Annotated in this window: 18 protein-coding genes and 2 tRNA genes; 8 read left to right on the forward strand and 12 right to left on the reverse strand. The window is 69.2% G+C overall.

The window, feature by feature from the left end:
- The first annotated feature begins 1 nt into the window (after window position 1).
- The 5 genes from J3P31_RS05110 to J3P31_RS21590 all read left to right on the forward strand — a co-directional run bounded on the left by J3P31_RS05110 (window position 2) and on the right by J3P31_RS21590 (window position 2,817).
- Window positions 2-790: a crotonase/enoyl-CoA hydratase family protein gene (locus J3P31_RS05110; RefSeq protein WP_210527338.1), complete on the forward strand. Its 789-nt coding sequence runs from the start codon at window positions 2-4 to the stop codon at window positions 788-790.
- 78 nt (window positions 791-868) lie between these two features.
- Window positions 869-1,165 carry an antibiotic biosynthesis monooxygenase family protein gene (locus tag J3P31_RS05115; RefSeq protein WP_210527339.1) on the forward strand — a complete coding sequence of 99 codons (297 nt, stop codon included), beginning with the start codon at window positions 869-871 and terminating at the stop codon, window positions 1,163-1,165.
- 96 nt (window positions 1,166-1,261) lie between these two features.
- Window positions 1,262-2,335, forward strand: coding sequence for an aldose epimerase family protein (locus tag J3P31_RS05120; protein WP_210527340.1), 1,074 nt, complete (start codon window positions 1,262-1,264; stop codon window positions 2,333-2,335).
- Window positions 2,336-2,437: 102 nt separating this feature from the next.
- Window positions 2,438-2,695 carry a spike base protein, RCAP_Rcc01079 family gene (locus tag J3P31_RS05125; RefSeq protein ID WP_210527341.1) on the forward strand — a complete coding sequence of 86 codons (258 nt, stop codon included), beginning with the start codon at window positions 2,438-2,440 and terminating at the stop codon, window positions 2,693-2,695.
- The gene (locus J3P31_RS21590; RefSeq protein WP_256439129.1) at window positions 2,692-2,817 is read left to right on the forward strand and encodes a hypothetical protein; all 126 of its coding nucleotides are present in this window, start codon (window positions 2,692-2,694) and stop codon (window positions 2,815-2,817) included. The genes J3P31_RS05125 and J3P31_RS21590 overlap by 4 nt, the downstream gene beginning before the upstream one ends.
- Here the strand turns inward: J3P31_RS21590 and J3P31_RS05130 are convergent.
- From J3P31_RS05130 to J3P31_RS05150, 5 genes are all read right to left on the reverse strand, one after another.
- Window positions 2,804-3,793 carry a glutathione S-transferase family protein gene (locus J3P31_RS05130; RefSeq protein WP_210527342.1) on the reverse strand — a complete coding sequence of 330 codons (990 nt, stop codon included), beginning with the start codon at window positions 3,791-3,793 and terminating at the stop codon, window positions 2,804-2,806. The two genes, J3P31_RS21590 and J3P31_RS05130, sit on opposite strands and share 14 nt — an antisense overlap.
- Window positions 3,794-4,609, reverse strand: coding sequence for a VOC family protein (locus J3P31_RS05135; RefSeq protein ID WP_210527343.1), 816 nt, complete (start codon window positions 4,607-4,609; stop codon window positions 3,794-3,796).
- A gap of 30 nt (window positions 4,610-4,639) precedes the next feature.
- Complete coding sequence (locus J3P31_RS05140; protein WP_210527344.1) at window positions 4,640-5,071, reverse strand: DoxX family protein; 432 nt, start codon at window positions 5,069-5,071, stop codon at window positions 4,640-4,642.
- 120 nt (window positions 5,072-5,191) lie between these two features.
- Entirely contained in the window at window positions 5,192-6,070 is an 879-nt protein-coding gene (locus J3P31_RS05145; RefSeq protein WP_210527345.1) for a LysR family transcriptional regulator, read from the reverse strand.
- Window positions 6,071-6,136: 66 nt separating this feature from the next.
- Window positions 6,137-6,640 carry a YciE/YciF ferroxidase family protein gene (locus J3P31_RS05150; RefSeq protein WP_438270284.1) on the reverse strand — a complete coding sequence of 168 codons (504 nt, stop codon included), beginning with the start codon at window positions 6,638-6,640 and terminating at the stop codon, window positions 6,137-6,139.
- 173 nt (window positions 6,641-6,813) lie between these two features.
- On the opposite strand from J3P31_RS05150, the gene J3P31_RS05155 reads away from it, so the two are divergent.
- Together J3P31_RS05155 and J3P31_RS05160 are read left to right on the forward strand one after the other, a co-directional pair.
- Window positions 6,814-7,755, forward strand: a complete 942-nt coding sequence (locus J3P31_RS05155; protein WP_210527347.1) for a manganese catalase family protein — start codon at window positions 6,814-6,816, stop codon at window positions 7,753-7,755.
- A 57-nt stretch (window positions 7,756-7,812) separates the two neighbouring features.
- Window positions 7,813-8,709, forward strand: coding sequence for an SMP-30/gluconolactonase/LRE family protein (locus tag J3P31_RS05160; protein ID WP_210527348.1), 897 nt, complete (start codon window positions 7,813-7,815; stop codon window positions 8,707-8,709).
- Window positions 8,710-8,760: 51 nt separating this feature from the next.
- Here the strand turns inward: J3P31_RS05160 and J3P31_RS05165 are convergent.
- From J3P31_RS05165 to J3P31_RS05185, 5 genes are all read right to left on the reverse strand, one after another.
- Window positions 8,761-8,835: transfer RNA gene (locus J3P31_RS05165), tRNA-Gly, on the reverse strand.
- A 143-nt stretch (window positions 8,836-8,978) separates the two neighbouring features.
- Window positions 8,979-9,053: transfer RNA gene (locus tag J3P31_RS05170), tRNA-Gly, on the reverse strand.
- A gap of 74 nt (window positions 9,054-9,127) precedes the next feature.
- On the reverse strand, window positions 9,128-9,880 hold the full coding sequence (locus tag J3P31_RS05175; protein WP_210527349.1) for a TerC family protein: 753 nt from the start codon (window positions 9,878-9,880) through the stop codon (window positions 9,128-9,130).
- A 494-nt stretch (window positions 9,881-10,374) separates the two neighbouring features.
- Window positions 10,375-13,818: a pyruvate carboxylase gene (locus J3P31_RS05180; protein ID WP_210527350.1), complete on the reverse strand. Its 3,444-nt coding sequence runs from the start codon at window positions 13,816-13,818 to the stop codon at window positions 10,375-10,377.
- 104 nt (window positions 13,819-13,922) lie between these two features.
- Window positions 13,923-15,029, reverse strand: a complete 1,107-nt coding sequence (locus J3P31_RS05185) for a glycosyltransferase family 2 protein (protein ID WP_210527351.1) — start codon at window positions 15,027-15,029, stop codon at window positions 13,923-13,925.
- A gap of 255 nt (window positions 15,030-15,284) precedes the next feature.
- Here J3P31_RS05185 and J3P31_RS05190 point away from each other — a divergent pair, with 255 nt between their 5' ends.
- Entirely contained in the window at window positions 15,285-17,669 is a 2,385-nt protein-coding gene (locus tag J3P31_RS05190; RefSeq protein WP_210527352.1) for an ATP-dependent helicase, read from the forward strand.
- A gap of 121 nt (window positions 17,670-17,790) precedes the next feature.
- Here J3P31_RS05190 and J3P31_RS05195 read toward each other — a convergent pair whose 3' ends face one another.
- Window positions 17,791-18,393: a LysE family translocator gene (locus J3P31_RS05195; protein WP_210527353.1), complete on the reverse strand. Its 603-nt coding sequence runs from the start codon at window positions 18,391-18,393 to the stop codon at window positions 17,791-17,793.
- Window positions 18,394-18,435: 42 nt separating this feature from the next.
- The gene (locus J3P31_RS05200) at window positions 18,436-19,590 is read right to left on the reverse strand and encodes a benzoate/H(+) symporter BenE family transporter (RefSeq protein ID WP_210527354.1); all 1,155 of its coding nucleotides are present in this window, start codon (window positions 19,588-19,590) and stop codon (window positions 18,436-18,438) included.
- Between the last annotated feature and the right edge of the window lie 38 nt (window positions 19,591-19,628).

The following is a 19,628-nucleotide window of genomic DNA, read 5'->3' on the forward strand; positions in this document are numbered from 1 at the left end:
GATGTTCCAGACCATCGCCCTGTCCATCGACCCGCGCGGCGTGGCGCGCCTGACGCTGGACCGGCCCGACCGCCACAACGCGCTCGACGCCGCCATGATCGCGGAGCTCACCGAGGCCGCCGATCGGCTGGCCCGGGACCCCGCCGTGCGGGTGGTGGTGCTTGCCGCCCGGGGCCGGACCTTCTGCGCCGGCGCCGACCTGGGCTGGATGCGCGAGCAGATCGAGGCCGACCGGCCGGCCCGCGCCGACCAGGCCCGGCGTCTCGCCATGATGCTGCGGGCGCTCGACCTCCTGCCCAAGCCGCTCCTGGCCGAGGTGCAGGGCGCGGCCTACGGGGGCGGGGTCGGGCTCCTGTCGGTCTGCGACATCGCCGTCGCCGTGGACACCGCCGTCTTTGCCATGACCGAGACGCGGCTCGGCCTGATCCCCGCAACCATCGGCCCCTATGTGCTGGCCCGGATCGGCGAGCCCGCCGCCCGCCGCCTCATGCTCTCCGCCCGCCGCTTCGACGCGGCCGAGGCCGTCGCGCTCGGGCTGCTGGCCCGTGCCGTCCCGGCGGATCGGTTGGGGGCGTCCATCGACCAGGAGGTCGCCCTCCTGCTGGACTGCGCGCCCGGCGCGGTGGCCGAGGCCAAGGCGCTCCTCCGCGCGCTTCGCAGCCCCGCGCCCGAGGCGATCGAGCTCTCGATCCAGGCGCTCGTGACGCGATGGGACAGCGACGAAGCCCGCGCGGGCGTCCGGGCCTTCCTCGACCGTTGCGATCCGCCCTGGCGCAAGGCGCCGGACTGACCCCTGGACCGTCGGCGCCCGTCATGCGACCCAAGTCCCCGAACCGGGCCGCGCCGCCCAAAGCAGGGAGTGACACGCATGATCCTCGAAACCGCCGAACTGACCATCGCGCCCGGCCAGGAGGGGGCCTTCGAGGCCGCCGTGCGGCAGGCGGTGCCGCTGTTCCTGGGGTCGCGCGGCTGCAAGGGCGTCCGCCTCCACCGCGTCGTGGAAACCCCCGGCCTTTATCGCCTGCTGGTCGACTGGGACACGCTGGAGGACCACACCGTCCATTTCCGCGGGTCGGAGGCCTTTGCCCAGTGGCGCGCGCTGGTGTCGCCGCACTTCGCCGCCGCGCCCGCCGTGACCCATTCCGAAGAAGCGATGTCCGCCTGAGAGGGCCGAACCGGACCGGGCCGGGCCGGGCGGTTGACACGGCCCCGCCCCCGCCGGAAGGTCGCCCGGACAGGCAGGGAACAGGGGGGCCATGGCATGGCGGTGGAGGAGTTCGGGCGGATCGGCAGCGATCCCGTGCAGGCGGTGACGCTGGATGACGGGAACGGCCTTCGCGCCAGGGTCATCACCTACGGCGCGCGCCTGACCGAGCTTCACGTCCCCGACCGCGAGGGACGGCAGGACGACATCGTGCTCGGCTTCGACCGGCTCGACGACTACCTGTCCACCACGACCTACTTCGGCGCGACCTGCGGGCGCTATGCCAACCGCATCGCCCGGGGACGCTTCGCCCTCGACGGCGAGGCCTTCCAGCTCGACGTCAACGAAGGCGCGAACCACCTCCACGGTGGGCGCGACGGCTTCGACCGGCGCAACTGGACGCTGGCCGAGGCCGACGACCGCCGCGTCGTGTTCCGCCTGACCTCGCCGGACGGGGACATGGGGTATCCCGGCGAATGCGACCTCGTGACCACCTACGATCTGGCCGGGGACGGCCGCCTCCTCATCACCATGGCCGCCACGACGACCCGGGCCACCCCGATCAACGTCGTCCACCATTCCTACTTCAACCTGGCGGGGCAGGGCTCGGGCGATGTCCTGCGGCAGGAGATGCGCCTTGCCGCGCCCTTCTACACCCCGGTCGACGGAGAGCTCCTCGCCACCGGCGAGATCCGGTCGGTCGCCGGCACCGCCTTCGACTTCACGACGCCCAAGCCCATCGGCCGCGACTTCGCCGCGCTGGGCTCGGTCGGCGCGGGCGTGTTCCAGGCAGGCGGCGGCTATGACCACAACTGGGTCCTGGGCGGCGACGGCGGCGGCAGCGACGTCGGCTCCGGGCTCCACGACTGCGCCGAGATCCGGGACCCCGCCTCGGGCCGCCGCATGACCCTGCGGACCAACGAGCCGGGCGTCCAGGTCTACACCGGCGGCTACCTGGACGACTCCATCGTCGGCAAGGGCGGGCGACGCCTGTGCCAGTTCGCGGGCTTCACCCTCGAGACGCAGAAGTTCCCCGGGTCCCCGAACCACCCGCATTTCCCGAACGCGGTGCTGCGGCCCGGCGAATCCTACAGCCACCGGATGGAGTTCGGCTTCTCCGCGGACGCGTGACGGCCCCCGGGGCGTTGCGTCCGCGCGGCAGGGACCGTTCGGTGCTGTAAGGGACTGGCCATGACTTGCCCCTAGCCTGTGTGCATTCACAGGAGGGTAACCATGTCCGACAACTTCTCGCACCACCAGCGCGGGCTCGAAAGCCCGGGCGACCGTCATCAGCCGATCACGCCGTCCGACACGCTGGCCGTGTCGCCGCGGCCCCGGGCGCTCTGGTGCCAGACCTCGGGGGATCTCGTGATCGAGGACTGCGACGGCACCCAGCTCAGCTATGCCGTCACGGCGGGGCAGATCCTGCCGTTCCGCGCGGCCCGGATCCTGGCCACCGGCACCACCGCCACCGTCTACGGGTGGGAATGATGATCTCGCTCGGGCTCGGGGCCGCGCCCGTCGGGATCGCCCAGTCGCCTCCGGCGCGGATGGTGGCCGTCATCGCGCCGTCCACGCTGATCCGCCCGGCCTCCGTCATCAAGACGGGCTGAGATGCCGCGCCTCGTCCGCGCCGTCCTGGTCCTGGTCCCGGCGGGCCCAGGCCAGCTCGGGCCCCTTCGGCACCAGGCCGAGGGGGTTCAGCGCCTTTACCGAATAATAGCCGCGCTTGATATGGTCGAGGCTGACCGTGCCCCGCACGCCCGGCAGCGCCAGGACCCGGAGCATGTGGGCCTGCAGCGCCGGATAGTCCGCGATCCGGCGCAGGTTGCACTTGAACAGCCCGTGATAGGCCGCATCGAACCGCACCAGCGTCACGAACAGCCGCACATCCGTTTCGGTCAGGCGGTCGCCGAACAGCCACGCCCGTCCGTCCGACAGCCGCGCCTCCAGCGCGTCGAGCTCCGCGAACACGTCGTCGAACGCCGCCTCGTAGGCGACCTGCGTCGTGGCGAACCCGGCGCGGTAGACGCCATTGTTCAGCCGCGGATAGATCCGGTCGTTGAGCGCGTCGATCCCGGCGCGCAGATCCTCGGGATAAAGGTCCGGGCCATGGGCGATCGTCCCGAAGCCCGAGTTCAGCATCCGGAGGATGTCCGCCGATTCGTTCGACACGATCCGGTCCGTCGCCTTATCGTAAAGGATGGGCACGGTGGCGCGGCCGGTGAAGGCCGGGTCGGCCGCGCTGTAGATCTCGTGCATGTAGGTGGCGCCGGTCACCGGGTCGGGGGCGGCAAAGCGCCAGCCCTGCGGGCTGAGCTCCGGCTCGACTACCGACACCGAGATCGCGTCGTCCAGCCCCTTCAGGGCCCGCCCGATCAGGGTCCGCGAGGCCCAGGGGCAGATCAGGGCGACATGGAGGTGGTAGCGCCCGGCCTCGGCCCGGAAGCCGTCGTCGCCGGTCGGGCCGGGGCGGCCGTCCGGCGTCACCCAGTTGCGGAACGAGGAGATCTGGCGGACGAAGCCCCCCGTCTCGTCCTTGGCCTGCACGGGCTGCCAGTCCTCGGTCCACCTGCCGTTGACGAGCATTCAGGCCTCCTTCCGCGTGAGGGTGATGGAGGTTCCCCAAGGGTCGGCCACATGCCGCGTCCCCCCGGTGCGGAGCAGGATGGCCTCGAGGGCAGGCCCCTCGGCCAGGATCTCGAGATCGGCAAGACCGGTGGACGGGTAGGTCCGGCGGGCCGCGCCCCGGCTGTTCCAGGTGTTGGCCCCCAGGTGATGGTGGTACCCGCCCGAGCCCAGGAAGCTCGCCCCCGGGTAGTGGGTCACGATGTCGAAGCCCAGGGTGTCGTGGTAGAAGGCCTCGGCCTCGGGCACGGCCCCGACCTGGAGATGCACATGGCCGACGACCGTCCCCTCGGGCGCGCCGGTCCAGGGGCCGTCCGCGGCCTCGGCCAGGTTCTGCAGATCCAGGGGGTCGGTGGACATGCGGATGCTGTTCCCCTCGCGCGGCCAGGCGTCGCGGGGGCGGTCGGCGTAGATCTCGATGCCGTTCCCTTCCGGGTCGGACAGGTAGATCGCCTCGCTCACTAGGTGGTCCGAGGCGCCCTGCACCGGAACCTTCGTCCCCGCCGCATGGAGCAGCCAGCGGCCCAGCGCCTTGCGGGAGGGGAGCAGGAAGGCCGTGTGGAACAGGCCGGCCTCGCGCGGGGACCGGCGGCGGGCCGAGCGGTCCTCGCGCAGTTCGAGGAGGCGCCGGTCGCCCGCGCCGTAGAGCGCGACGCCACCGTCTCCGCCCAACCGCTCGAGCCCAAGGGCGCGCTGGTAGAAGGACCCCGTTCCGGCGAGGTCGTTGACCGTAAGCGCGACCCGGCCGATCTCGAGGGGGGCAGAGGCAGTGGACATGATCCTGACTTTCCTGCGGTGGGCGGTCCCTCAGCGGGCCACGCGGTTGCCGTAAGCGTAGGCGCCGTCGCCCAGAAGGGCCTGGACGAGGAGCGCGACGGTCCAGAAGGCGGGGTATTCCCAGCCGCCGTTGGCGTTCGAGAAGAAGAACCCGTTCGCGCCGTGACCGAACCAGCCCGCGCCGATCATGACGGGCACCAGGGCCAGCGACACCCAGCGCGTCGCGATCCCGGCGATCAGCGCAAGGCCGCCCAGCAGCTCCACGATGATGGTGACATAGGCCAGGAAGGCCGGCAGCCCGATCGAGACAAAGTACCCGGCGGTGCCGGAGGGCGTGAAGATGGCGATCTTCATCCAGGCGTGCAGGACGAACAGGACGCCCATGGTGATCCGCAGCAGGGCGGCGGCGAGCTCGGCCTGCGAGGCCTGGGTGCGGGCGGAGGAGGCGGTGGCATAGGTCATGGTGGCACAATCCGTTGGATATGGCCCTGGCGGGCCGGCTCCACCCATATGCGGCACATCCTGTCCGGCGATAATCCGGGCGTTCGGAAGAACATTCCATCCATGGCGGAAGGAAACGGGTCAGCCCTGCCGCAGCCCGCGGGCAAGCGCCTCGACCAGCACGCGCACCTTGGCCGCCGGGTGGCGTCCCGACGGGGTCATGGCGAAGATGCCCATCGGGCTGTCCTCGTGACCGGCCAGAACCGGGACGACCCGGCCTGCACGCAGGGATTGGGCCGCCACGAAGTCGGGCAGGTTGGCGATCCCCAGGCCCGCTTCGGCGGCGGCCAGGCAGACGGCGGCGTCCGAGAAGGTGAGGCGTCCGTTCACCGCGACCTGCACCCCCCCGGCAAAGGTCCAGCGGTGCGGATCGCGGAAGTTCGTGTCGAGGATGCAGTCGTGATGGCTCAGGTCCGCCGGCACCAGCGGCGCCCCATGGACCGCGAGATAGCCTGGCGCGGCCACGGCCACGATCTTGGCCTGAGCCAGCTTGCGGGCCACCAGCGAGGAATCGCCCGGGCGCCCGACCCGGACGGCGAGGTCGAATCCTTCATCGACCAGGCGGACCACCCGATCGCTGGAATGCACCTCCAGCGCGACGTCGGGATAGGTCCGGGCGAAATCGGCGAAGATCGGAGCCAGGCGCAGCGTGCCCAGGGTCAGCGGCACGGTGACACGCACCTTGCCGCGCGGGGTCGTGCCCACGCTCTTCACCTCGGCATCGAGGGCGTCGAGCTCTTCGAGAAGGGTCCTGAGCCGGTCGTAATAGGTCTGGCCGGCCTCGGTCGGCTGGAGCGCCCGCGTCGTGCGGTGGAGAAGGCGCACGCCGAGCTCGGCTTCGAGACGGGCCACCAGCTTGCTGGCCTGGCCCGAGCTGGTTCCCAGCCGCTGCGCCGCCGCCGCGAAGGAGCCGCCCTCGACCACGGCGAGGAACATCCGGTCCGAGGCGAGACGGTCCATGAGAAAGGCTCCGGGGCTGCAGCGCCCGGAGCCTACGACGAGTCGTGGGGGGCCAAAAGGCCCCGGTCAGGCGGCCTCGGCCTGTTCGGCGGCGGCGTTGATCACCGACTCGGCCAGGTCGGTCAGGAGCTTGTCGGTCTTCTCCTCCTCGGCGAGCGTCTCGCGCAGGAGCTGCTCCGCCTCGCCCTGGCCCAGCTGCTTGGCCCAGGAGGCCAGCGTGCCGTAGCGGCAGATCTCGTAATGCTCGATGGCCTGCGCGGCGGCCAGAAGGCCGGCGTCCGAGGCGGGGGAGTCCTTGTACTCCTCCATGATCTCCTCGCCTTCCTCGACAAGGCCGTCCATCGCGGCGCAGGTCTTGCCCGAGGCACGCTTGCCGATGATCTCGAAGACGCGCTGGAGGCGTTCGACCTGGCCTTCGGTCTCTTCGCGGTGCAGCTCGAACGACTGCTTCAGCTCGGGGTTCTTGGCGGCGCGGGCGTGCTTCTTGAGAGCCTGCAGCGCCTTGCGTTCGGCGTAAAGGGCGTCGCGCAGGCCGTCGTGGAACAGCTTTTCCAGGTTCGCGGCGGGCATCGGTGTCTCCATCCGTGTATCGTGAGCCTGTCGAACGCGGCGACCTGCCGCCTGTTCCCGTTTTTCCGCGCCCGGTCGGTTTGCCGCCGACCCGCGCACCCGCGGCAAGTTTCGCCGGAACCCCGCACCGTTCGCCCCGTTGCATCCGCGCCATCAGCTAGGAGGGCCCCCGAATGTTTCTTCGCGTCGACAAGCTCCAGGTCGAGTTGCCACCCCCCAAGAAACAGGACCCGAACGCCGGCGCGGCTCTCCAGGAACTCCTGGGTGGCAAGTACGGTGAGATGTCCACCCTCGGGAACTACATGTTCCAGAGCTTCAACTTCCGATCCAAATCCAAGCTCAAGCCCTTCTACGAGCTGGTCGCGGCCATCACGGCCGAGGAACTGGGGCATGTGGAGCTCGTCTCGAACGGCGTGGCGATGCTGAACAACGGCCCCGATTCGGCGGCGGACGATTCCGGCAACGGCGGCGACATCTCGATGTCGCCCTTCGAGGCCATGCAGGAGATCCGCTCGGCCGCCAGCTTCTTCTCGCATGGCGGCGGCGCGGTGCCGGTGAACTCGAACTCGATGTCCTGGAACGTGGACATGGTGACCACCACCGGGAACGTGGTGTTCGACCTCCTGCACAACTTCCACCTGGAATGCGGGGCGCGGCTCCACAAGCTGCGGGTCTACGAAACCCTGTCGGACCCGACGGGGCGCGAGGTCTGCGGCTACCTGCTCGTGCGAGGCAGCGTCCACGCCCACGCCTATGCGCTGGCCCTCAAGAAGCTGACCGGCGTCGCCATCGAGCAGATGCTGCCCACGCCGAACATCCCGCTCGACAAGATCCCGGAATGCCAGAAGTACCTGGCCGAAGGATCGCACCGGCGGCTTTATACCTTCTCCCCATCGGACTACGGATCCATCCGGGGGATCTGGGAAGGGGAGATGGCGCTCCCGACCGACCCCCCCGGAGAGCTGGCGGTGGTGGAAGGCATGCCGGATGGCGGGCGGATCCACGACCTCGTGGGGCAGCCCTCGGCCTTCACCCCCGATTACGCGCCCGAGGAGTTCTACGAGATCGCGCAACGGCTGACCAAGGCGGCGCATCAGGGCGCCGGCTCGCTCTAGGCCCCCTCGCAGCGCCACGGCGCGGTGCTAAGGTCCCTCCGTCACGACGGAGGGACCATGTCGATCTACGAAATCCACGACCCGCGCTTCCGGCCCCTGATCCAGCCCTCGGCGCATCTCGACCACCTAGGCAGCGGCTTCCGATGGGCCGAAGGGCCGGTCTGGTTTCCGGCGCATCAGGCGCTCTATGTGAGCGATATCCCCAACGACCGCATCATGCGCTGGACCGAAGGCACGGGCCTGTCGGTCTTCCGCTCGCCCGCCGGCCACACCAACGGCCACACGCGCGACCGGGAGGGGCGGCTGGTCAGCTGCTCGCACGGGACCCGGTCGGTGATCCGGACCGAGCACGACGGCACGATCACCACGCTGGCCGAAAGCTACGGCGGCCGATGGCTGAATTCGCCCAACGACGTGGTCGTGGCGCGGGACGGCGCGGTCTGGTTTAGCGATCCCACCTACGGCATCCTGTCCGACTATGAGGGCTACGAATCCGTGCCCGAGCAGGACACGAACGCCGTCTACCGCCTTCCACCCGGGGGCGGGGACCCCGAGCGCATGATCACCGGATTCGTCCAGCCCAACGGGCTTGCCTTCTCGCCTGATGAACAAAGGCTTTATGTCGCCGAGAGCGGATCGAGCCATGACCCCGACGTGCCGTCCATGCTGAAGGTCTTCGAGATCCAGGGCAGCCAGGTGGGGGAGGGCCGCGTCTTCGCCCATGTCGAGCCGGGGCCGCCCGACGGGCTGCGCGTGGACGCCCGCGGGAACGTCTGGTGCTCGGCCGAGGACGGAGTGCAGGTCTTCGATCCCGATGGGACGCTGATCGGCAAGATCCGCGTGCCGGAACGGGTGGCGAACCTGTGCTTTGGCGGTCCGCGGGGCAATCGCCTGTTCATGGCGGCCACGACGTCGATCTACGCCATCCACGTCAACGCCCGCGCGGCGGCCTGAGACCCTGAAAACGAGAAGGGCGGCCGAGGCCGCCCTTGTCACGCTGGAAACTGGAGCGGGCGATGAGATTCGAACTCACGACCCTAACCTTGGCAAGGTTATGCTCTACCCCTGAGCTACGCCCGCCCGCTCCGTGCCGGGTACCTACATGCCCCCGTCAGGCGCCGCAAGGGGGGACGCGCAAGCTTTGTAGCGGGCCGAGGTGGCGCATGAGCGAACGACAAAAAGGGGCCGCAGCAGCAGCCCCAGATCGTCGTCATCCTGGAAATTGGAGCGGGCGATGAGATTCGAACTCACGACCCTAACCTTGGCAAGGTTATGCTCTACCCCTGAGCTACGCCCGCCCGCTCCGTGGAGGGCTATCTACCCAGCGCCGCCGGGTCCTGCAAGAGGGAAAACGCAGGCTTCCGCAGCGTCCTCATGAGGTCGGCTGGCCCTTGTCGGCCCGCTCGACCTGACGCCTGTGCCGCTGCTGCTTCCAGAGGTTCAGCATCTCGACCGCACCGGCAAAGACCATGGCCGCGTAGATGAAGCCCCGCTCGACATGGTAGTGGAAGCCGTCCGCGACGAGCGCCATCCCCACCATCACGAGGAACGCCAGCGCCAGCATCTTGGTCGAGGGATGCGCTTCGACGAAGTTCGCGATGGGATTCGCGGCCACCATCATGACGAGGATGGCGACCATGATGGCTGCAACCATGACCGGGATGTGGTCGGCGATGCCCACGGCGGTGATCACGCTGTCCAGCGAGAACACGAGGTCCAGGATCACGATCTGCACGATGACGGCGCCGAAGCCCGCGTACATGGTGGCCTCGGCCCCGTGGTGCCCGGTGCCTTCCACGTCCTGGAAGATCTCGTTGGCGCCCTTGTAGATCAGGAACAGGCCGCCCCCGATGAGGATCAGGTCGCGCCAGGACAGTCCGAAGCCGCCGATGGTCACGAAGGGCTCGGTCAGTCCGATGATCCAGGCGATCGTGAGAAGCAGGAACACCCGCATGATGAGAGCGAGCGCAAGGCCGATGAAGCGCGCCCGTGGCCGCTGGGCGTGCGGCAGGCGGGATGTGACGATGGAGATGAAGATCACGTTGTCCACGCCCAGCACGATCTCGAGAATCGTGAGGGTGAGGAACGACGCCCATATGGCGGGGTCCGAGAGGAGTTCGATCATGAGGCTGTCCCTGTTGGTCGCTCGCTTGGTTTACAATGGGGGTGCGACCCTATGTTTCCTAGTGAGCAGAGCCGGAGAACAGGTGGTGCAAGCCCGAAGTCGCCCGGGACCTTGCCGGATGGCATCACTGGAGATCCGCTGGTCAGGTCGGCATCGCCGCGCGCCGACGCCCGTCGGCGCAATCCTGAAGGCTTGGGGGGCAAGGCGCACCGCCTTCGGGGATGGATCGACGGCGTCAACCTGCCGCCCCGTGGGGTGCGTCACGCCCGGCACATGCGGCCGGGCAGTGGACCATCGCCGACCGCGGAGAAGCAAGCGGTGCTACAACCGGGATGCGGGTCTGGCAGGGTGCGCGGACCTGCCGGCCCGGCGGATGTTTCATCTCCCGGTCTCCACGCGCTTGCCGGTCGCGGATCATCCGCCTCGACACGGCGCGGGGCCGCACTCTGGTGAGGATCGCTGCCTGCCCCAAGTTGACAGGCAGCGCGTCCCTCTCAGGACAGCTCCACCAGCAGGTCCTTGGCGTCGATCTGCGCGCCTGGCTGGACGTGGACGGCCTTGATGGTGCCGTCGCGGTCGGCGTGGATACCCGTCTCCATCTTCATCGCCTCGATGGTGAGGAGAAGGTCCCCGGCATGCACCGGCTTGCCCGCCTGCGCGGCGACCGTGGCCACCACGCCCGGCATCGGCGCGCCGATGTGGAGGGGGTTGCCCGCCTCGGCCTTGGGCCGGCGGCTCGCGGTCGCGGCGGCGGAGCGGTTCGGCACCCGGATCGTGCGCGGCTGGCCGTTCAGCTCGAAGAAGACGCGGACGTCGCCTTCGTCCGTGGTGTCGCCCACGGCCTGCAGGCGGATCTCAAGGGTCTTGCCGGGGTCGATCTCGGCGCTGATCTCCTCGCCGGGCTCCATCCCGTAGAAGAAGGTCCGCGTCGGCAGCACGCGCACGGGGCCATAGGTCTTGTGGCGGCCCAGGTAGTCCGAGAACACCTTGGGATACATGAGGTAGCCGTTGAGGTCCTCGTCATCCAGCGGCGGCACGGCGAGGTCCTTGGAGGCTTTCTCGCGCACGGCCTCGATGTCCACCGGCGCCATGTGCGCGCCGGGACGGTCGGTGGTGGCGGGCTCGCCCTTGAGGACCTTGGCCTGGATGCCTTCGGGCCAGCCGCCCGGGGGCTGGCCGAGGTTGCCCTTGAGCATGTCGACGACCGACTCGGGGAAGGCCACCTCGACGGCCGGGTCCTCGACTTGGCTCCGCGTCAGCCCCTGCGCCACCATCATCAGGGCCATGTCGCCCACGACCTTGGACGAGGGCGTGACCTTGACGATGTCGCCGAACATCATGTTGGCGTCGGCATAGGCTTGGGCCACCTCGTGCCAGCGCTCCTCCAGCCCCAGGCTGCGGGCCTGCGCCTTGAGGTTGGTGAACTGCCCGCCCGGCATCTCGTGAAGATAGACCTCGGAGGCGGGGGCCTGCAACCCGGCCTCGAAGGCGCAGTACTGCTGGCGCACGGCCTCCCAGTAGTTGCTGATCGTGCGGATCGCGCCGACATCGAGGCCGGTGTCGCGGTCGGTGTGGCGCAGCGCCTCGACGATGCTGCCCAGGCAGGCCTGCGAGGTGCCGCCCGAGAAGGCGTCCATGGCGGCGTCCACCGCGTCCACCCCGGCGTCCGAGGCGGCGAGGATCGTCGCCGCCGCCGCGCCCGAGGTGTCGTGCGTGTGGAAATGGATCGGCAGGCCGACCTCCTCCTTGAGGGCCTTGATCAGCACCCGCGCCGCCGGGGCCTTGAGGAGCCCCGCCATGTCCTTGAGGCCCAGGACGTGCGCGCCTGCGGCCTCCAGCTCCTTGGCCATCGCGACGTAGTACTTCAGGTCGTACTTCGCGCGGTCCGGGTCGAGGATGTCGCCCGTGTAGCAGATCGCCGCTTCGCAGACCTTGTTCGCCTCGACCACGGCGTCCATCGCGACGCGCATGTTCTCGACCCAGTTGAGCGAGTCGAAGACCCGGAACACGTCCACGCCCGATTTGGCCGCCTGCGCGACGAAGGCCTGCACGACGTTATCGGGATAGTTGGTGTAGCCCACGCCGTTCGACGCCCGCAGCAGCATCTGCGTCATGATGTTGGGCATCCGGGCGCGGATGTCGCGGAGCCGCTGCCAGGGGCATTCCTGCAGGAAGCGGTAGGCCACGTCGAAGGTGGCCCCGCCCCAGCATTCGACGCTGAACAGCCCCGGCATCATCTGGGCATAAGCGGGCGCGGCGTTGATCATGTCGATCGACCGCATCCGGGTCGCCAGCAGGGACTGGTGCCCGTCCCGCATCGTCGTGTCGGTGACGAGGAGCCGCGTCTGCGCCTTCATCCAGTCCGCGACGGCCTGCGGGCCTTTCTCGTCCAGAAGCTGCCGCGTCCCGGCCTGCCAGGTGCCCAGCGCCTGCACCGGCGGGCGGGCCTTGCGGGCGTCGGCCTGGGGCTTGGCGCGGCCTGCCGTCTCCGGGTGGCCGTTCACCGTGATGTCGGCGATGTAGGTCAGGATCTTGGTCGCGCGATCCTGCCGCTTGGCGAACTCGAAGAGGTCCGGCGTCGTGTCGATGAACTTGGTGGTGTACTGGTTCGACAGGAAGGTCGGGTGCTTGAGGAGGTTGATGACGAAGTCGATGTTCGTCGACACCCCCCGGATGCGGAACTCGCGCAGCGCACGGTCCATGCGGGCGATCGCCATCTCGGGCGTGGGGGCCCGTGCCGTCACCTTGGTCAGCAGGGAATCGTAGTAGCGCGTGATCACCGCGCCGGAATAGGCCGTGCCGCCGTCCAGCCGGATGCCCGGGCCGGTGGCGCTCCGGTACATCTGGATGCGGCCGTAGTCGGGGATGAAGTTGTTGAGCGGGTCCTCGGTGGTCACCCGGCACTGGAGCGCGTGGCCGTCGAGCTTCACGTCCTCCTGCCGCGCGACGCCCGTGGCCTCGGCCAGCGACTTGCCTTCCTCGATCAGGATCTGGGCGCGCACGATGTCGATGCCGGTGACCTCTTCGGTCACGGTGTGCTCGACCTGCACGCGGGGGTTCACCTCGATGAAGTAGAACTTTCCCGAGTCCATATCCATCAGGAACTCGACGGTGCCGGCGCATTCGTAGTCGACCGCCTTGGTCAGGCGGACGGCCATTTCGCAGACCTCCTCGCGCTGCTCCTGCGTGAGGTAGGGGGCAGGGGCCCGCTCCACGACCTTCTGGTTGCGCCGCTGCACGGAGCAGTCCCGCTCCCAGAGGTGGTAGATGTTGCCCTGCTTGTCGCCGAGGATCTGCACCTCCACGTGGCGGGCGCGCAGGATCATCTTTTCGAGGTAGCCCTCGCCGTTGCCGAAGGCGGCCTCGGCCTCGCGGCGGCCCTCCAGGACCTTGGACTCCAGCTCGTCCTCGGAGAGGATCGGGCGCATGCCGCGACCGCCGCCGCCCCAGGAGGCCTTGAGCATCAGCGGATAGCCGATCTCGGCCGCCTCGCGCTTGATGGCGGCCATGTCGTCGCCCAGCACCTCGGTCGCCGGGATGACGGGAACGCCCGCCTGGATGGCGACCTTGCGGGCCGAGGCCTTGTCGCCCAGCGCCCGCATGGTGGCGGCGGTCGGGCCGATGAAGATGATGCCCTCGGCCTCGCAGGCGTCCACGAGGTCGGGGTTTTCGGACAAAAGCCCATAGCCCGGATGGATCGCGTCCGCGCCCGACATCTTGGCCACGCGGATGATCTCGGGGATCGACAGGTAGGCCTGCACGGGGCCCAGACCCTCGCCGATGCGGTAGGCCTCGTCCGCCTTGAAGCGGTGGAGGCCCAGCTTGTCCTCCTCCGCGTAGACCGCGACGGTGCGCTTGCCCATCTCGTTGGCCGCGCGCATGACGCGGATGGCGATCTCGCCCCGGTTGGCGATCAGGATCTTCTTGAATTCGGGCATGGACGGGCTCCGCTACAGGCGTGCGAACTTTAGGGGTGCCGCGCTGCGGCGCAAGGCCCCAAGCGGCGGATCGTGGAGCCGATGCCGATCCGCCGCGGTCCGGTTCACGCGGCCTGCTTTTCCTCGATCGCCTCGTGGATCACAGGCTTGAGCGGCGTCAGGCTTTCGTTGTCCGAGAAGACCTTTCTCCGAAGGTCGGCATAGGTCCCGTCCAGCTCCGCGGGCAGGGCGTCGAACAGGGCAGGGACCATCCGGAACGCCGCCCAGGCCCCGGCCAACCGCTCGCGCCCGAATGCGCTCCGGGTGCCGAGCAGGTATTGGGCCATCCTGAACAGGGCCAGGCGCGTCATCTCGGAGCGGATCCGCGCGTCCGTCTGCCCCAGCCGGGCCAGGATGTAAGCCCGGTTCAGGATCTGCATCCCGCCCAGGGCGCGTCCGTTGCCGCGGCGCTGGGGCACCTTGTAATGGTGGATCTTCGCGTTTCGCGCACCGATCAGGTAATGTGTCCCCTGTGTCGTGAGAGAGGCTTCGATATCCTCGCCCAGCGCATAATGTCCCAGGTTCTCGTTGAAGCCGATCCGCCGGATGACATGGGTGCGGAACGACATGCGGAACCCGGTCATCCAGTACACGGGCTTGGCGTTCTCGGCTTCCAGCCATTCGGGCAGGGGCGGCAGGCGGGCCTGCCGGCGCTCGGCCGCGGTCTCGAAGGGGTCGCGGGCCAGCCGCTGCTCCAGCCGGGCTCGCTGCACCGCGAACTTCGCCTTGAGCCGATCCCCCAGGGTCATCCGGTACTGGCCGACGGTCGAGGTCCCGCCGACCTGCGGCGCGGTCTTGGCCTCGGCGGTGCAGACGCCTCCGACGATGCCGTCACGGTCCAGATCGTAGATGCGCATCATCGCATCCAAGGCGCCGGGATACACGAGGCTGTCGTCGTCCGGGAAGAAGACCACCTCCGTCCGGACCCGGGCCAGGCCGACGTTGCGCTGGTAGGCCGATCCGCGTTCGCTGAGGATGTGATGGATCGGGATGCGGGTCCTTCGGGACAGGTCGTCGATCAGGCGGCGGGTCGGGCCCGGCTCCTCGGAGCTGTCCACCACGAGGATCTCGCGCGGGGCGGGGCTCTGGGCAAGGAGCAGCGGCAGCGACAGCGCGAGCGCCGCCGTCCGGTTCCGCGTGGCAATGACAACAGTGTACTCGGTTCTCGACACGGCGGCCCCCAAATTTCGTTAACCTTCTCATCGCTTTGGATTGCGTCCATTTGTTGGCGCCTCTGTGTTGAGGCTGGCAAATCGACACCGCTGCGAGGGGCTGAGGTACAAAGCTTCATGTTCGATCGCCCTGCCGTTGTGCGTTCGGGAGTCGATGAACGCCTTTCCGTGTAACGGCGGATCACGCGGCGATCACGGAACATAAAGCGAACGAGAGCTTCCATCGAATCGCAGGCGGCACTATGTTGCCGCGTCATGAGCCTGAGCCCCGATCCCGACCTGCCCCTCTCGCGCCGTGCCATGGCCGGCCCCGTCCCCCGCGCGCCCTATCTGGACGACCTCAACCCGGCCCAGCGGGCCGCGGTCGAGGCGCTGGACGGACCGGTGCTGATGCTGGCCGGGGCCGGGACCGGCAAGACCAAGGCGCTGACGGCGCGGATCGCCCATCTCCTGACCACGGGCCGGGCCCGCCCGAACGAGATCCTCTCGGTGACCTTCACCAACAAGGCCGCCCGTGAGATGCGGGACCGCGTCGGCCGCATGGTCGGCGACGCGGTGGAAGGCATGCCCTGGCTCGGCACCTTCCACGCCATCTGCGTGAAGCTCCTGCGCCGGCACGCCGAACTGGTGGGGCTCAGGTCGAACTTCACGATCCTCGACACCGACGACCAGGTGCGCCTCCTCAAGCAGCTCATCCTTGCGGCCGACATCGACGAGAAGCGTTGGCCGGCGCGCCAGCTCGCGCATATCATCGACGGCTGGAAGAACCGGGCGGTGGGGCCGGGCAACATCCCCGGCGCGGACGTCTCGGCCTTCGACCACAAGGGCGTCGACCTTTACGCGGCCTACCAGCAGCGCCTGCGGGACCTGAACGCCGTCGATTTCGGCGACCTGCTCCTGCACATGATCACGATCTTCAAGACCCATGAGGACGTGCTGTCGCAGTATCAGCGCTGGTTCCGCTACATCCTCGTGGACGAATACCAAGACACCAACATCGCGCAGTACCTCTGGCTGCGGCTTCTGGCGCAGGGACACCGGAACATCTGCTGCGTGGGCGACGACGACCAGTCGATCTACGGCTGGCGCGGGGCCGAGGTGGGCAACATCCTGCGGTTCGAGACCGACTTCCCCGGAGCGGTGGTCGTCCGGCTGGAGCAGAACTACCGCTCCACGCCGCATATCCTGGCCGCCGCCTCCGCCGTGATCGCGGGGAACAAGGGGCGGCTCGGCAAGACGCTCTGGACCGCGCTGGGCGAAGGGGAAAAGGTCCGCCTGATCGGCCATTGGGACGGCGAGGAGGAGGCCCGCTGGATCGGCGAGGAGATCGAGGCGATGCAGCGCGGGACGCGCGGCATGGACCCGATCGGCCTCGATGGGATCGCCATCCTCGTGCGGGCCTCGCATCAGATGCGGAGCTTCGAGGACCGTTTCCTGACGATCGGCCTGCCCTACCGCGTGGTCGGCGGCCCCCGATTCTACGAACGTCAGGAAATCCGGGACGCCATGGCCTATTTCCGGCTGGCCGTGTCCCCCGACGACGACCTCGCCTTCGAGCGGATCGTGAACACGCCCAAGCGGGGCCTGGGCGACAAGGCGATCCAGACGATCCAGGTGGTGGCGCGGCAGAACCGCGTGTCCCTGCTCGATGGCGCGCGGATCGCGGCGGACTCCAAGCTCATCGCGGGCAAGGGCGGCAACGAGCTGCGCATCTTCGTCCAGGCCATGGAGCGGTGGCACGACCAGGTGGTCCGCGAGGGCGACACGCATGTCGAGCTCGCCCAGATGATCCTGGACGAGTCGGGCTACACGGCGATGTGGCAGAACGACAAGTCGCCCGAGGCGGCCGGGCGGCTCGAGAACCTCAAGGAGCTCGTCAAGGCGCTGGAGCAGTTCGACTCGCTGCAGGGCTTCCTCGAACATGTGGCGCTGGTCATGGACAACGCGTCCGAGGACGGGGAGGAAAAGGTCTCGATCATGACGCTCCACGCCGCCAAGGGGCTGGAGTTTCCGGCCGTGTTCCTGCCCGGCTGGGAGGATGGGCTGTTCCCGTCGCAGCGCAGCCTGGACGAGGGCGGGCTCAAGGGCCTCGAGGAGGAGCGGCGGCTCGCTTATGTCGGCATCACGCGGGCCGAGCAGGTCGCGATCATCTCCTTTGCCGGCAATCGCCGGGTGCATGGGCAGTGGCAGAGTTCGCTGCCCTCCCGCTTCATCGACGAGCTTCCGGCGGACCATGTCGAGGTGCTGACCCCGCCCGGCCTTTATGGTGGCGGTTACGGAGCCGCCGGCATGGCGATGGGCGCGAGCCCCGTGCTCCAGGCGGGGGCGGAATCGCAACTCGCCGACCGGGCCGCGCGGGCGGATGTCTATGCCTCGCCGGGCTGGCGCCGGCTTCAGGCCCGTTCCCAGGTGCGCCCCCTGCGCGAGCCGCAGGAGTCCCGGACCATCACCATCGACGCGACCGCCGATTCCTCGTTCGTGGTGGGGGACCGGGTCTTCCACCAGAAGTTCGGCTATGGCCGGATCATCGGCGCCGAGGGGGACAAGCTCGACATCGACTTCGAGAAGGCGGGGGAGAAGAAGGTCGTCGCCAAGTTCGTGGTGCCCGCTCCGGGGGGCAGGGACGACGTTCCCTTCTGATCCGGGCTGCGAGGGTCCGGCCCTCGATCTCAGGGATCGGGCCGGTCCCCTGTCGGGGTGCTGACGGGCGTCCTGATGGCCGGAGCCCCCGCGGGATCTCCGATCGTCGGCCCTTATCGGATCAGAGCGCCTGGACGATTGGCCAAAGGGTCGCGATCAGAAGCACCGCCATGACGAGATTGAACGCCCTGAGCCGGGCGCGCGAGGTCAGGATCCGCCGCATCTCCTGGCCCAGCACCGTCCAGACCGAGATGCAGGGCAGGTTCACCGCGCCGAAGACCGCCGCCACGACCAGCACCGTGCCCAGCGACTCGTCCGCCGCATAGAAGGTCAGCGCAGAGATCACCATCATCCAGGCCTTGGGGTTCACCCATTGAAAGGCGGCCGCCTGCAGGAAGGTGATGGGACGGGCGGCCTCGGGCGCATCGGGGGTCACCGGAGCCGCGGTCGCGATCTTCCAGGCGAGCCAGAGGAGATAAAGGACGGCAAAGACCTCCAGCGCGGTATGGGTCCAGGGGACGGCCTCGAAGATGCCGTTCAGCCCCAGCCCCACGGCGACGATCATGGCCGTGAACCCGATTCCCACGCCCAGCATGTGCGGCAACGACCGGCGCAGGCCGAAATTCGCGCCCGACGCCATCAGCATCAGGTTGTTCGGGCCCGGGGTGATCGAGGACACGAAGGCGAAGCCAAGGAGAGAGGGAAGGAGGTCGATCGACGTCATGGCGACGGTCCCTGTTCGGACGGAAACATGGAAGGCGCGGGTTCAGGCCGCACGCAGCTTTCCAGCGGCTTGGTCTAGCCCGTGCAGGGCCAGGCCCGCCACCAGCCCCCAGAAGGCCGCGCCGATCCCGAAGGCCGCCACGCCCGACGCGGTGACAGCCAGGGTGACGACCGCCGGAAGCCGCGTGGCCGAGTGGGACACGGCTCCGGTCAGGGCTCCGGTCAGGGGGCCCAGCAGGGCGATGCCGACGATGCCGGCCACCAGCGAAGGCGGGAGGGCGGCGATGGCGGCGATCACCACGGGCGAGGCCAGGCCGAGAGCCACCCACATCCCCGCATAGGCGAGCCCGACCTTCCACCTTTGCGCTCGGTCGGGATGAACGTCATCCCCCAGGCAGATCGCCGCGGTGATCGCGGCCATGCTGATCGGATGCGCCCCGAAGAGTCCGGCCACGGCCGAGAGCAACCCCGTCGAGGCGAGCGCCGGTCCGACCGGCGGCTCGTAGCCCGCCGCCCGCACCGTGGCAAAGCCCGGAAGGTTCTGGGAGGCCATGGTCACCAGGGCGAGGGGCAGGGCCAGTCCCACCGCCACGCCGGGATCGAACTGGGGGCGGACGAAGACGAGTTGCGGGAGGGAGGCGCCGCCCGGAAGATGGGCGGCCCCCGTGAGGACGGCGAGGCCCAGTCCGACGGCCAAGGCGGCCAGCACCGCCCACGCAGGATTCCGAAGCCGCACCAGCGCGAAGGCCAGGATCATCGGACCAAGGAGCGCCGGGGCCTCGGCCGCCGCGGGCGCGAGCTTCAGGCAGAAGGGGAGCAGCACCCCGGCCAGCATGCCCGCCGCGATCGCGTCCGGGATGCGGGCCACGAGACGGCCAAGGGGCCGGATGAGCCCCAGGGCCGCGATCATCAGGCCGGACAGGACAAAGGCTCCGGCAGCCTGTTCCATGGTCAGGCCATGGGTGGCGGCCACGAGGGCCGCGCCCGGCGTCGACCAGGCCAGCACCATGGGAACCCGCGCCCAGCTGCTGAGCGCCGCGCTGCCCAGGGCCTTGGCCAAGGCGATGGCCAGCACCCAGGAGGCGGTCTGCGCCGGAGTCGCCCCGACCGCCGCCGCCGCCGCGAGCACGAGCGCGATGGTCGAGCCGAAGCCGACGAGCGCCGCCACCAGCGCCGCTGAGAAGAGGGATGCCCGCATGAACCTGTCCCGTCGTTGCGGCGGTCAGGATGACGATG

The sequence above is a fragment of the Rubellimicrobium arenae genome (assembly GCF_017916275.1).
Taxonomy (GTDB): Bacteria; Pseudomonadota; Alphaproteobacteria; order Rhodobacterales; family Rhodobacteraceae; genus Rubellimicrobium; species Rubellimicrobium arenae.